This is a genomic window from Ignavibacteriales bacterium, from assembly GCA_020635255.1.
In the GTDB taxonomy this organism is placed as follows: Bacteria; Bacteroidota; Ignavibacteria; order Tepidaquicellales; family Tepidaquicellaceae; genus JAEYVS01.
In genome coordinates this window covers 20188-33507 of the sequence record JACKAC010000003.1, presented here as the reverse complement: position 1 = coordinate 33507, position 13320 = coordinate 20188, and the positions used below count along the sequence as shown (strand labels likewise).

The window sequence follows — 13320 nt, the reverse complement described above, 5'->3', positions numbered from 1 at the left end:
AGTTTTTTTGTTAAAAAGATAGGAGTTGGTAAAAATGCATGAAGAAGGAATGAAATTAAAGCTTTTTACCGGCGGCGTCCACGATGACAGGAGAAAAAAATACGGCATCCGGGTTTTCACGATGTGCCTGCCAGTCATTGCTTAGAGCTTCTCCTTGTTCGGGAGTGATAAGTCCGCGCTCAACCATGACGGGAACATGTATAGTAAAAAACTTGTGTGCCCATTCCATTACCCCGCTATCGGGACCCCCTGCCATGGAGAATGGTTTGAATTCTATCAGTTCTAATCCGCATTTTCTGTAGATGCCGGGGAGTTTGGATGCAACATAGGGATCGCCTTCTCCTGATTTGTAATACCTCTTCATTATCGAGGGCATCTCATCCCATGCTCCTCCCATCGGGAATAATCCCAAACCGTCGTAATTATAATCTTCTATGGCCAGAATGCCACCGGGTTTTAATGCAGCGGCTAGTTTAGAAACAAATCTCTCGGGATCCGGAACAAAGGATATCACCCAGCGTGAGAATATTAGGTCATAGTAATTTTCGGGAAGGTTGCTTTCCTCTACAATGCCCTGGATGTATTTTATGTTCGTCCAGTTCTTTTCTTCGGCGAAGGCTCTAAAGGAGTTTATATAAAAAGTGGATGGCTCGAGGATGGTGAGCTCACCCTCATCACCAATTGTATCCCGCAGATCCATAGCCACAAAACCCGGTCCTGCACCGGCATCCATACACTTCCATCCCTTTTGTATCCCCAGGCGTTGCAAGAATGGGTCTGTCATGGGACGCCAGACTTCATGCTGGAACTTCAGTCTTTGCAGTTCGGGTTCGTTTGTTCCGAATAAATATTCTTTTTCTTGTTCGGGCATAAAAAAATCTTTGACGGTGTTTTGGGTAATCAGCCACCATCAAAGATTATGAAATAAAATCTAAATATAAAATGGAATTAATTCAGCTTTTTGATCTCTTCCTGTAAGAGTTTAAGGTCTTTATCTATTACTTTATAATCCCAATCTATATATCGTATTACACCTTCCTTATCTATTAAGAAGATCGTTCTATTGTTATAACCGTTGAAGAAGTTAAAGCTATTGTATTTCGCGGATATATCAACGTTAAGATCGCTGACCAGCTTTACATTCTTAAAGCTCATACTTTCGAACCATTTATTAAGCATATCGAGCCCTTCGTTACTAACCATAAGTATCTCGAGGTCTTTTGTATATTCCTCCGGCATTTTCACGTCGTTGTTTTCGCCCGCTACCATGTAGTCGAATGTTGAGAGCTCCATGCCGCATCCCATGCTAAAAGGAGCAGGGTAGAAGCCGAGAAGAATGTTCTTCTTTCCGATCATGTCGGAGAGTGATGCTGACTCGGTAACTGAGCCAGATGCAAAGTCATTTATTGTGACATAATTAAAGCTAAAGTCTCTTGCTTTGTCGCCTTCATATAAGGGACCGTATGATTCGGTTGTCCTCATCTCTTCTATACCGAGGAGATTATTGAGTTTACTCATGACGGTTTGAAGTTTTTCACCTTCACCCCTGTAATACTCATCTACGAGAACGACCTTTTTATTTTCGTCGATAATCATTACGGTAGCGCTTGCATTGTCCCCTGAGAGTTTTATTCCGAAGTCATCGGAAAACTTTCCGTCGGAGTTATCAGCAAAAATATAGTCAAGTCCCATTGTCATTCCATATTGCTGAACTGTCTCAGGTTTATCGCCTGTTGCAACGACGACATTGATATATTTGCCTGAATTATAATACTGCTCCGCATCGAAACCGTAAGACTGAACTATGTATGCCTGTAATGAGGCTGTCATTACATCGGCATATTCGTTTGTGTTTTGTATCGTAGGAATAAAAGCTATCACCGTGATCGAGTTATCTATATACTCATGAAGATTGCTTTTCCCTTCAAATAATCCGTAGCTTGTAAAAAGCTGAACGTTAGAATTAGGTACTTGATCCCCTTCTCTAACGGATGCGTTCGAACAGGTAGCTGACAATACTAATATCAACACCAGTAACGAAGCCATTGTAAAAACTCTCTGCATATATCCCATTGTTTTTGAAATTATGTTATTTTCCTTATTCTACTTTTGTGGACATGTGAATGTTCCCCAAAATGCCCCGATTTTTTTAAAGGAATAATTTTGTTATTTAGATTATTGTTTTATTAACTTAAATTTGGAGTAATAATTTAAAAGAAATTCAGATGATCAACGACACATCCTTAATTTTAATAATATTAACGGTCTTTATCATTGTTTTGCTCCTACAGATCAGATTGCTCAATAAAGTTGCATCCCAAAAATATAATATCCAGGAGCAATTGAGTAATAGTAATAATGACAATAATACACCCGAAAAGTTGAGTTAATTCGATTTTTTCCCGAAAACTTCACTCCATTCACCTTGCCCGTCCGGGAATACTGCAGCTACTCTAAAGAAGTGCTCTGTTTTTGGATCCAGCCCTGAAAGCATATAAATCGGCTCAGTAATTATATCTATCTGTACCCACTTATCCTTTTTGCCCTTTGATATTTGGAGTACGTAGGAAGTAGCCCCATTTACTGCATCCCATTGAAGATTTATTTCTCCGGGGAGGGCACCCTTTGTTGCAAATACGGGATCCGGTATGTTTACTCTCTTTCCTGCTTCTTCGGCTATTTCGTTATCTTTGTTTGACATATACCTTGGATTTTACACCTCAATATATGGGTTTTAAATACTTTTCAAAATAATATCATTTTTTTAGTTGTTTGGAGTAAATATTAATAGATGATTGTCTTTTTACGCTTTTTTTAAGTATTTTTACACAAAAGTCGGAAAATTTTTTTATGTTGTTTAAATTAGTTTTGAAATCTCCCTTCAATTTTCCAGGCATTACTATATTATTTTCAACATATTTCAAAACTAAATGGAAAAAACCACCCTTATAAAGATCCTAAAAACTCTTTCTCAAAAGGAATTCAAGGAGTTTGGCGAATATGTTAACTCACCGTTTTTTAATAAGAACGAGAGTTTGAAAAAGCTGTATGATTATCTAAAGAAGCAGTATCCTTCTTTTGATCCGGAAAAAGTGCAAAAAGAAGTTGTTCACAAAAAGATATTCCCCGGAGCTAACTACAACGATGATTTTATGCGTATGCTTATTTTTAATATGAATAAGCTTTCCGAAGATTATCTTGCCTATTTAAGGATGGTGAACTCGGGATTTGAGATGAAGCGTATGCTGGCTTTTGAACTTAATGAAAGGAAACTCGACAAATCGTTTGAGAAGTTAATGAAGAAAACCATGTCCGAACTTGACAAGACCACACGTAAGAACGGAGACTGGTACCGCGATAAATATTATTTTCAAAATGAGAACGTGAGTTTTTTGAGAAGGATGTATATTAACCAGTTCGAGAAATTTCTTAAGGAAGCACCGCTTGTAAACCTGCACGAGGAGTTTACTGCATATTATCTTATAACGGTTCTCAAGCTTCATACATTTATGTTGAATATCAAAAAGATATACAAGTTCGATAAGGACGTAGCATCTTTTGAGAAAGTCATAGATACACTCGATGAAAAATTCCTTAAAAAAACACCATTGATCGAGATTTATTTTAATCTTACTATGCTATTGCATACCGACAAGGAAGAGTTTCTATTCAAAGCAAAGAAGAAGTTTTTTGATTCGGAGGATAAGATAACTCCTTATGATATGCTCGATATCCTTATTAATATGCAGAATTTTTGCTCACGCCGTCTCAGGAGGGGTGAGATAAAATTTGCCAGAGAGCTTTTTGATCTGTATAAACTAGAGGTAGAAAAGGATCTATATCACCATTATGGCTATCTGCACGATATACTCTATAAAAATTCAATAGAAATAGGGTTTCAGCTTGGCGAGATAGATTGGGTTAAAAAATTTGCTGAAAAATATAAGAATAATCTTCATCCGGATGTAAAGGATGATGTGTATGCTTTTGGAAAGGCTTTTATTGAGTTTTCCGAGGGTAATTATGAGCCTGCTCTGGAGTATCTGGCTAAGATAAAACTATACGACATTCACACAAAGATCGAGGTTAAGGAGCTTACTGCAAAGATATATTTCGAAATGAAAATGGAGGATATGCTGTATTCTCTTACAGATACATTTAGACACCTTATTGCCAATAGCAAATTACTCACCGGCAATAGAAAGACCGCTAATGCGAATTTCATTAAATATATAAAGAGGCTTTATAAAATAAATATTCATCCCACATCAGGTGACCTGGCTGAGATAAGGCAGATGGTAAAGAAAGTGGAATTGCTGGAGAATAGAATGTGGCTGAATAGAAAAATAGACGAGATAAGTAAGAGGGTAAAGAGATAATTATTTAGGCTTTTTCTTGCGAGGCTTTTTTATACTACCTGCTACCAGGTTATATGAGTGGTCTGTCAACTCTTTAAGAAGTTTGTCGTTTATTCTTCCGGTGCTTACTATTGTGTTCCAGTGAACTTTGTTCATATGGTAGCCCGGTAATACTTCTTCATATTCTTCTCTTAATTCGATGGCACGCTCAGGGTCACACTTTAGATTTACCCGCAATGGTTTTTCGAAGCCTGTTATAGCAAATATCTTTCCCATTGCCTTGTAAACGAGCGCATCAGGTCCGAATGGTGTTTCTTCGGTCGTTTCTTCTTTTGCCAGGCAGTATTTTCTAAACTGGTCCAGGTCCATCAGGTTTTCTCTTCAATTTGCTTACCCTTACGGTTTTCGATATAATGCGCCTGCATCTGTTTTAAAAGCCTTTTGGGATTATCGTCTACTAGTATAATATTGCGGTCGGGTTTTTTTATAAATCCTTTCTTCACAGCCCGGTTAAGGAATTTTAATAATCCGTTATAATATCCGTCAATATTCAAAACTCCAATAGGTTTTTTATGCAGGCTTAACTGAGACCATGTCCACACCTCAAAGAATTCTTCCATAGTACCCAGCCCTCCGGGCATCACCCAAAAAGCATCTGATAGCTCAGACATTTTTGCTTTTCGCTCGTGCATAGATGAAACTATTATAAGTTCGGAGATCTTTAGATCGGCATGCTCTCTTCTCATGAGAAATTCCGGCATTATGCCAGTAGCTTTGCCACCGCCATCCATTATAGTACCGGCTAGCACACCCATTAACCCGACATTGCCACCGCCATAAACGAATTCGATACCTTCTTTCAGAAATAACTTACCCACTTTTTTTGCTGTCGAAGCAAAGATCTTATCTGCTCCAATACTTGAACCACAGAATACACAGATAGATTTCATTAATGTCCTTCCATAAAGTTCTTAAAATTTATTATGCTTGTCGGTTCACCGAAAAGATATAAGACATCCTCTTCTTTGAACTCAGTGTCGGGAGGAGGATTGTTTATTAGTTCCTTCTCTCTCTTTATTGCTAACAAGGTAATGCGAAATTTGTTTCTCAGATCAGTTTCACGGATAGTTCTTCCAGTCAGTTTACACTGAGGAGGAACTTTTAAATTAGCGAGATTAACCTCAGACAAACTGCTCTCAATAGACTCGATAAATCCCGGGCGAGGAGAGATCGATCGCAGCATTTCATAGCCGTCTGCACGTATTACGTTCACGAGTTTTTCAACCTCATTCTCAGGTATCATATATATAGAAAGCACTCTAGTGAATATTTCTATCGATGTTTCGAACTCTTCGGAAATGACTGCGTTCGCGCCAAGTTTTTTCAGTTCTTCTATCTCGGCAACGTATCTGGTGCGGACGACTATTTGCACGTTGGGGCTTTTGCTTCTCACGTTGGCAACTATTCTTCTTGTGGCAATTGGGTCCGATACTGCTATTGCGACGACCTTTGCGGAATTTACGCTCACGATATCCAGCACTTCCTCATTTACAGCATCGCCGAAATAGATCGGCTCTCCTTTCTCCCGTTCTTTTTTAATTGTATCAGCATTTATATCCAGTATTACATATGGAATAAGGGCATAATGCGCCGCCTTTACTACATTTCTTCCGTTTAGTCCGTATCCGATAACAACAAGATGATTCTTATACGTCTTATCTTTCTCACCATACTTACTGTTATATCTCTCTGATGTCAGGAATTGCTTCAATTTATGCGGGAGAGGAGCTTTCATTATCAGGTCGGTGATTAGCTGTCCGGATTTGAATATAAATGGAGTTACTCCCATTGTGGTTATAGAAACAGCAAGAAAGTATTGATAGATATCATTATCAATAATACTGTTTGCAATTCCAATAGCGGAAAGTATAAACGCAAACTCACCAACCTGCGCGAGTGATAGGGAAGTCATTATTACCGTACGTTGAGCCAGCCGTAATGACAATGCCGCAATTCCTGTTACAAATGCTTTAAGCAATATTACACAGAGCGCAAGCAGTAAGACCATCCAGATATGGTCAAACAGGAAATCCAGATCAAGAAGCATGCCGACTGAAACAAAGAAGAAGCTCTCGAATACAACCCTGAAAGGAATAATATTACTGATTGCCTGATGGCTGTATTCCGATTCGGAAATTATTATTCCTGCAAGGAATGCTCCCAGCGCAAGCGACAATCCCAGCATTCCCGTTATGCCTGCAATTGCAAAACAAATAACAAGAACACTCAATAGGAACAGCTCTCTGCTTTTTGTTTTCGCGATCTGGTAAAGAATGTATGGCATAATAAACTTAGCAAGCAAGACTACAGCAACTATTATGACTATTCCTTTAACAGCGAGGATCAATAATTCACCAGCTATATTACCGCTTGCTCCTGCAAGCATCGGAGTGAATAGCATCATTGGAACCACAATAAGATCCTGAAATATGAGTATTCCTAGGGATGCTCTACCGTGAGGTGTGTTTACCTGTCCAAACTCCTGCAGCATCTTTAAAACGATTGCAGTACTGCTTAGAGAAACAAGGAATCCGATGAAGACCGCCTCTCCTGAGCCAACTCCGAAGTAACTTACAATTCCAAACACAGCGAGTATCGTCAGTCCAACCTGCAGCGAACCACCTAAGAAGACAGCCCTGCTGATATTCATCATTTCGGTAATAGAAAACTCGAGACCGATCGTAAATAATAACAGAACCACACCAATCTCGGCAAGTATACCAACCTCATCCGATTGGACCAGTCCTAATACAGATGGACCGGCTATTATACCGGTCAGTAGGAATCCGAGGATTGTGGGGAGCTTGAGTTTGCTTAATGCAAACATAACCACCGTGGAGAGTCCAATAATGAGAATAATATCTATTAATAGCGGTGGTACGTGCATTTAAAATTGGGGTTTAGTAAACAGGTAAATAAATATAAAACGTAAACAGATGGGATTAAATGTTAATCGCACATATGAAAATAAATAAAATGTTCCGTGTCCTTTTCCCAGCCAAGCTTTTCATAAAGTTTCTGCGCTTTTGTATTTTCCATCCCTGTTTCTAGAGAGACATAAAGTGCTCCCGTACTTTTACCGAACTCCAGTGATCTTTCCAGCAAAGCGGTAGCAACTCCTTTCTTTCTGTATTTCTCATCGACGTACAGATCGTTCAAAAGCCATATTCTCTTCATCCCAACAGATGAAAACAACGGGTAAAGTTGTATGAAACCCATTCCGCTTCTGTCCTCGTCTACAGCCAGGAATATTACGGATTCGTTATTTTCCATCCTCTGCTTCAGGAAAGCCATTTCCTTATCAGGTTCAGTCTCCCGTCCGTAGAATATCCTGTATCCTGAATAAAGCTTTGCCACGGTTTCCAGATGTTCGGGGTGTGCCTCTACTATTTTTATATGTTCATCCATAATTAATATAAAAATAACAAAAATTTAGGACTTTAACCCATTTTGAACGAATACTATATGCTTGGTGTTATTTTAGAATAAAGTGGAGTAGGATAGTCATATCTACCTTAAAATTTAGATAGTTTTTACTTATTTTTGACTTTCTTATCAGGTTAAATACGACTATTTTAGTCTTATATAAATAAGTGTAAAGTATCTGTTTAATAATATTATGAGCGACCAAGATCAAATACTGGAAAGTGTAACCAAGGGCGATTACAAGTACGGATTCGTTTCGGATATCGAGCAGGAGTTCGCAACCAAAGGGCTTAGTGAAGATACCGTACGATTTATTTCCGCGAAGAAAAATGAACCTGAGTTTATGCTTGAATGGAGACTAAAGGCGTACCATCACTGGCTAAACATGAAGGAGCCTACGTGGGCTAACCTGAAATATCCTCCAATAGATTACCAGGATATAATCTATTACGCAGCTCCAAAGAAAAAGAAGGAGCTTGAAAGCCTCGATGACCTCGATCCGGAAATTAAGTCAACATACGACAAGCTCGGCATACCGCTCGAGGAGCAGAAGCTTCTCGCCGGCGTTGCTGTCGATGCTGTAATGGACAGCGTCTCGGTTGCGACTACATACAAAAAAGAACTTGCCAAGCATGGTATTATATTTTGTTCTGTTAGTGAGGCAGTGCAGAACCACCCAGAGCTTGTTAAAAAATATCTCGGCTCCGTTGTGCCGATCACGGATAATTTTTTCTCCGCATTGAATTCAGCTGTATTCTCTGACGGGTCATTCGTTTACATACCGAAAGGTGTACGATGCCCGATGGAGCTATCCACATACTTCAGAATTAATGCGCAGAATACCGGGCAGTTTGAGAGAACTTTGATTATTGCCGATGAAGGAAGTTACGTCAGCTACCTTGAAGGTTGTACAGCTCCGATGAGAGACGAGAACCAGCTTCACGCAGCAGTTGTGGAGATCATTGCTCATGATAATGCAGAAGTGAAATACTCTACAGTGCAAAACTGGTATCCGGGTGATAAAGAAGGTAAGGGTGGAATTTATAACTTCGTAACAAAACGAGGTATCTGCGCCGGAGTTAACTCAAAGATTTCATGGACGCAGGTGGAGACAGGTTCGTCTATCACATGGAAATATCCGAGTGTAATATTAAAAGGAGATAATTCGATTGGGGAATTCTACTCCGTTGCATTAACGAACAATTATCAGCAAGCGGATACCGGTACCAAGATGACGCATATCGGCAAGAACACTAAAAGCCGTATCGTATCAAAAGGTATCTCTGCAGGTAAGAGCAATAACAGTTACCGTGGGCTTGTTAAGATAATGGGTAATGCAGATAACGCTCGTAATTTCTCACAGTGCGATTCGCTTCTTCTAAGCGACCGTTGTGGCGCGCATACATTCCCATATTTCGAGGTTAAGAATAAGACTGCTATTGCCGAACATGAAGCCACAACTTCAAAGATCGGTGAAGATATATTGTTTTATTGCAACCAGCGCGGGATGGATGAAGAGCAGGCTGTTGCCCTTATTGTTAATGGTTTTGCCAAGGAAGTTATGAACCAGCTGCCTATGGAATTTGCAGTCGAAGCGCAGAAACTGCTTGCTATCAGCTTAGAAGGAAGTGTAGGGTAAATGTATTATAGAGGAATTAATAAATTTCAATATGAAGCTGAAAGAGGGAAGTTGCTCCCTAAGGGAAGACATTTTGTTTACTACATAAAGTTCGGAACTTTTAAATTTGGTGAGACTAAATTTGGGAAATCAGATGCTGATTCAGAAAGAAAATCACTTATAGGTCACCAAGAAAACTCTAATGTATTTAAAACTTCTGGTGTTTCATTTACACCACATTATAAAAGAGCTCTTTATTATGCCTTCCATAACAATAAGTTTGATGAAGGCTATGTTATTGCCGTTGATAGAGACAGATTTATCAAATATAGTATAACAGAGTTTATAGTAAAAGAGAAAGCAACTAAATATAATTTCGATGTTAAATTTCCGGAAGATGATGAAGTGATTTTGGTTCACAAGGATGATGGAGAATTGCCAAAAGGAATTATAACGGATATTTTTTTTGTAAAAAGAAATTAATTGATACAATAAATGCTTACTATTAAAAACTTACATGCAAGAGTAGAAGAGAAAGAGATTCTCAAGGGTATCAACCTGCAGGTCAATGCAGGCGAGGTACATGCTATTATGGGACCTAACGGTTCGGGTAAAAGCACGCTGGCATCTGTATTAGCCGGTCGTGAAGGATATGAAGTAACCGAAGGTACGGTTACATTCGAAGGACAAAACCTGCTAGATATGGATCCTGAAATAAGAGCCAGAGAAGGTATCTTCCTCGCGTTTCAATACCCGGTGGAAATACCCGGTGTATCCGTTACTAATTTCATGAAGACTGCTATTAATGAGATAAGAAAACATCGCGGTAAAGAACCGATGAAAGCGCCGGATTTCCTTAAACTCTTAAGAGAGAAAGCAGCGCTTGTGGAAATTGATCAGACAATGCTAAGTAGATATCTGAATACAGGTTTCTCCGGTGGTGAAAAGAAACGCAACGAGATATTTCAGCTGGCTATGATGGACCCTAAGCTCGCAATTCTCGATGAAACGGATTCCGGTCTGGATATAGATGCCTTAAAGATAGTTGCCGAAGGTGTCAATAAAATAAAATCTGATAAAAACGCTTTTATTGTTATCACACACTATCAAAGATTATTAAATTACATAGTCCCGGATCATGTACACGTGATGTATGACGGCAAGATAGTTAAATCTGGCGGCAAGGAGCTTGCACTCCAGCTCGAAGAGCAGGGCTATGACTGGATCAAAAAGGATGAAGAGGTTACTGCGTAAATGGAAACGGTTAATAATCCTGAATTAAAATATCAGCTTTTATCCGACTTTAAGCATTTCGAAGACCATATGAATGGCGAAGCGAACAGCCCAATTCACAAGATTCGCCAGGATGCCATTTCGGTTTTCGAAAAACTTGGCTTCCCGGTGAAAAAGATGGAGGAGTGGAAGTATACAAGTCTAAATGCGGTTACAAAACATCATTACAGGCAGATACTCATTCCGCAAACTAGTAAGATCACAGAAGAGGATCTGAATAAAATTCCGCTTCCCGAAGGCGACTCAAACCTGCTGGTACTAGTTAACGGAAGATATTCGGAACGCCTTTCGAGAGTGATCACTGAACAGAACGGAGTTTATATCGGAAGTTTTGCGTCAGCCTATGGCAAGAATCACGAGTTGATAATGAATCACTTCGCTAAGTATGCTGATTACAAACGACACAGTATGGTGGCGTTGAACACTGCATTTGCAAGCGATGGTGTTTTTATTCATATACCTAAAAATATAATTGTAAATGAATCTGTTGTTATTCTAAATATCGCAGATTCACGAGAAGATAATATTCTACTTCAGCCGAGGAACCTGTTCATTCTAGACGAAGGAGCTACAGCAAATATTACTGAGATCACAGCAACACTCGGAGAAAATCCCAGTCTTAATAACACGGTCACAGAGATCTCTGTAGCGCCAAATGCACGGCTGGAACATTACCGTATTCAAAACGACGGGCATAATGCATACCAGGTGAATACGACAGAGGTTAACCAGACAAAGGATAGCTATTATTCGTCGACTGTTATATCATGGGGAGGAGCGTTGTTGAGAAATGACCTGAACGCTCTGCTTAATGGTGATAACGGCGAAACACACTTCTTTGGACTCTATCTTTTGGATGATAAGGAGCACGTCGATAATCATACTCTCGCAGATCATGCTGTTCCGAATTGCTTCAGCAACGAACTTTATAAGGGTATCATGGGTGGTGATTCGACAGGTGTTTTTAATGGAAAGATAATGGTCAGACAGGACGCGCAGAAAACAAACGCATACCAGTCGAATAATAATATTTTATTATCGGATAACGCGACAATAAATACCAAACCCCAGCTGGAGATATTTGCTGATGATGTGAAATGTTCACACGGAGCTACGATAGGTCAGCTGGATGAGAACGCGATGTTTTACCTGCGTTCACGCGGGCTCGGCGAAAAGGATGCAAAAAATTTATTGCTTTATGCATTTGCCAGTGATGTACTTGATTCGATAAAAGCTGATTCTATAAGAGAGTACGTAGCAGGAATGTGCCATTCGAAGATCGATGAGAGTATTTCCTAGGAGAAAATCATGAGTGAGGTAAATGAAAATATTACAGCTAAAAGTACTTATGATGTTGCCTCGATACGAGAAAAATTTCCGATCCTAAAACAGACCGTAAACGGAAAACCCCTTGTTTACCTCGACAATGCCGCGACCACACAAAAGCCAAAACAAGTTATAGATACCATCTCCTGGTATTATGAAAACATAAATGCAAACGTGCACAGGGGTGTTCATCATCTCAGCGGTATTGCAACTGATGAATACGAAAAAGCCCGCGATAAAGGCAGAGTTTTCATAAATGCGGAAAAGAATTCCGAGATAATTTTTACACGAGGCGTAACAGAGGGTATAAATCTTGTTGCTTCCTCGCTGGGAGGTACGATACTAAAAGAAGGAGATGAAGTTATCATCTCCGGGATGGAACATCACTCTAATCTTGTTCCATGGCAGATCGCGTGCGGTAAGGCGAATGCAGAACTTAAAATAATCCCGGTAAACGAGAAAGGCGAGCTTGAAATAGACAGCCTCGGTACATTGATCACTGAGAGGACAAAGCTGATCTCTGTTGTACATGTTTCGAACTCGCTCGGCACTATAAACCCTATTAAAAAGATTACGGACATCGCTCATAAACACGGTATTCCTGTAGTTGTCGATGGTGCGCAGGCAGCGCCTCATTTAAAAGTAGACGTGCAGGAGTTGGGTTGCGATTTTTACGCGGTGTCAGGTCATAAGATGTTCGGACCAACCGGTATAGGATTTCTTTACGGCAAAGAATACCTTCTCGAAAACATGCCGCCATACCAATCAGGCGGAGAAATGATCAAGACGGTTGAATTCGATGAGACAGTCTTTAATGAACTTCCTTATAAATTTGAAGCCGGCACGCCTAATATAGCTGGTGTGATCGCTCTTGGTTCTGCAATCGATTTCATAAATGAGACCGGCCATGAGAATATTTCGGCATACGAAAAAGAACTGCTTGCATATGCTACGGACAGGCTTCTTTCGACGGGGTTTGTCCGGATTATAGGTACGGCAAAGGATAAAGCAAGCGTAATTTCATTTTTGATAGACGGAACGCATCCCTATGATGTGGGATCCATTTTAGATAAAATGGGAATTGCAGTCCGGACAGGATATCACTGTACACAACCGTTGTTCGATACCTTTTTTGAACTAAACGGCACAATAAGAGCTTCATTCTCATGGTATAATACCAAAGAGGAAGCACATGCATTAGTCGAAGGAGTAAAAAAAGCAAAACAGATGTTAACGTAA

13 protein-coding genes are annotated in these 13320 nt (G+C 39.7%); 6 read left to right on the top strand and 7 right to left on the bottom strand.

Translation table 11 applies throughout. The features are described from left to right. Positions 1-55: 55 nt before the first annotated feature. The 3 genes from H6614_12670 to H6614_12660 all read right to left on the bottom strand — a co-directional run bounded on the left by H6614_12670 (position 56) and on the right by H6614_12660 (position 2701). Positions 56-871 (bottom strand): methyltransferase domain-containing protein, encoded by an 816-nt coding sequence (locus H6614_12670; protein MCB9244520.1) that lies wholly within the window; start codon positions 869-871, stop codon positions 56-58. Positions 872-948: 77 nt separating this feature from the next. Beyond that, the gene (locus H6614_12665) at positions 949-2064 is read right to left on the bottom strand and encodes a redoxin domain-containing protein (protein MCB9244519.1); all 1116 of its coding nucleotides are present in this window, start codon (positions 2062-2064) and stop codon (positions 949-951) included. Positions 2065-2386: 322 nt separating this feature from the next. After that, positions 2387-2701, bottom strand: coding sequence for a fibronectin type III domain-containing protein (locus H6614_12660; protein MCB9244518.1), 315 nt, complete (start codon positions 2699-2701; stop codon positions 2387-2389). Between the two features lie 229 nt (positions 2702-2930). Between H6614_12660 and H6614_12655 the strand changes: the two genes are divergently transcribed. Beyond that, entirely contained in the window at positions 2931-4379 is a 1449-nt protein-coding gene (locus H6614_12655) for a hypothetical protein (GenBank protein MCB9244517.1), read from the top strand. Here H6614_12655 and H6614_12650 read toward each other — a convergent pair whose 3' ends face one another. From H6614_12650 to H6614_12635, 4 genes are all read right to left on the bottom strand, one after another. Next, positions 4380-4727, bottom strand: a complete 348-nt coding sequence (locus H6614_12650; GenBank protein MCB9244516.1) for an MmcQ/YjbR family DNA-binding protein — start codon at positions 4725-4727, stop codon at positions 4380-4382. Continuing rightward, the gene (locus H6614_12645; protein MCB9244515.1) at positions 4727-5308 is read right to left on the bottom strand and encodes a TIGR00730 family Rossman fold protein; all 582 of its coding nucleotides are present in this window, start codon (positions 5306-5308) and stop codon (positions 4727-4729) included. Before H6614_12645 ends, H6614_12650 begins: the two co-directional genes overlap by 1 nt. Next, positions 5308-7305: a cation:proton antiporter gene (locus H6614_12640; GenBank protein ID MCB9244514.1), complete on the bottom strand. Its 1998-nt coding sequence runs from the start codon at positions 7303-7305 to the stop codon at positions 5308-5310. The genes H6614_12645 and H6614_12640 overlap by 1 nt, the downstream gene beginning before the upstream one ends. Positions 7306-7367: 62 nt before the next feature. Next, the gene (locus tag H6614_12635; GenBank protein MCB9244513.1) at positions 7368-7814 is read right to left on the bottom strand and encodes a GNAT family N-acetyltransferase; all 447 of its coding nucleotides are present in this window, start codon (positions 7812-7814) and stop codon (positions 7368-7370) included. 223 nt (positions 7815-8037) lie between these two features. Here H6614_12635 and sufB point away from each other — a divergent pair, with 223 nt between their 5' ends. The 5 genes from sufB to H6614_12610 are packed head-to-tail and all read left to right on the top strand — an operon-like array spanning position 8038 to position 13320. Continuing rightward, entirely contained in the window at positions 8038-9483 is a 1446-nt protein-coding gene (gene sufB, locus H6614_12630) for a Fe-S cluster assembly protein SufB (GenBank protein MCB9244512.1), read from the top strand. After that, a complete protein-coding gene (locus H6614_12625) occupies positions 9484-9945 on the top strand; it encodes a hypothetical protein (protein MCB9244511.1) in 462 nt (153 codons plus the stop codon). A 12-nt stretch (positions 9946-9957) separates the two neighbouring features. Continuing rightward, a complete protein-coding gene (gene sufC / locus H6614_12620) occupies positions 9958-10716 on the top strand; it encodes a Fe-S cluster assembly ATPase SufC (protein MCB9244510.1) in 759 nt (252 codons plus the stop codon). After that, positions 10717-12054 carry a Fe-S cluster assembly protein SufD gene (sufD, locus tag H6614_12615; protein MCB9244509.1) on the top strand — a complete coding sequence of 446 codons (1338 nt, stop codon included), beginning with the start codon at positions 10717-10719 and terminating at the stop codon, positions 12052-12054. 9 nt (positions 12055-12063) lie between these two features. Further along, complete coding sequence (locus tag H6614_12610) at positions 12064-13320, top strand: cysteine desulfurase (GenBank protein ID MCB9244508.1); 1257 nt, start codon at positions 12064-12066, stop codon at positions 13318-13320.

What these genes read in the sequence shown, in the direction of transcription:
- H6614_12645 (MCB9244515.1), bottom strand. Translation starts at nt 5,308, where the DNA reads ATGAAATCTATCTGTGTATTCTGTGGTTCAAGTATTGGAGCAGATAAG.
- H6614_12625 (MCB9244511.1), top strand. Translation starts at nt 9,484, where the DNA reads ATGTATTATAGAGGAATTAATAAATTTCAATATGAAGCTGAAAGAGGG.
- H6614_12670 (MCB9244520.1), bottom strand. Translation starts at nt 871, where the DNA reads ATGCCCGAACAAGAAAAAGAATATTTATTCGGAACAAACGAACCCGAA.
- sufC (MCB9244510.1), top strand. Translation starts at nt 9,958, where the DNA reads ATGCTTACTATTAAAAACTTACATGCAAGAGTAGAAGAGAAAGAGATT.
- sufD (MCB9244509.1), top strand. Translation starts at nt 10,717, where the DNA reads ATGGAAACGGTTAATAATCCTGAATTAAAATATCAGCTTTTATCCGAC.
- sufB (MCB9244512.1), top strand. Translation starts at nt 8,038, where the DNA reads ATGAGCGACCAAGATCAAATACTGGAAAGTGTAACCAAGGGCGATTAC.
- H6614_12665 (MCB9244519.1), bottom strand. Translation starts at nt 2,064, where the DNA reads ATGCAGAGAGTTTTTACAATGGCTTCGTTACTGGTGTTGATATTAGTA.
- H6614_12650 (MCB9244516.1), bottom strand. Translation starts at nt 4,727, where the DNA reads ATGGACCTGGACCAGTTTAGAAAATACTGCCTGGCAAAAGAAGAAACG.
- H6614_12660 (MCB9244518.1), bottom strand. Translation starts at nt 2,701, where the DNA reads ATGTCAAACAAAGATAACGAAATAGCCGAAGAAGCAGGAAAGAGAGTA.
- H6614_12610 (MCB9244508.1), top strand. Translation starts at nt 12,064, where the DNA reads ATGAGTGAGGTAAATGAAAATATTACAGCTAAAAGTACTTATGATGTT.
- H6614_12640 (MCB9244514.1), bottom strand. Translation starts at nt 7,305, where the DNA reads ATGCACGTACCACCGCTATTAATAGATATTATTCTCATTATTGGACTC.
- H6614_12655 (MCB9244517.1), top strand. Translation starts at nt 2,931, where the DNA reads ATGGAAAAAACCACCCTTATAAAGATCCTAAAAACTCTTTCTCAAAAG.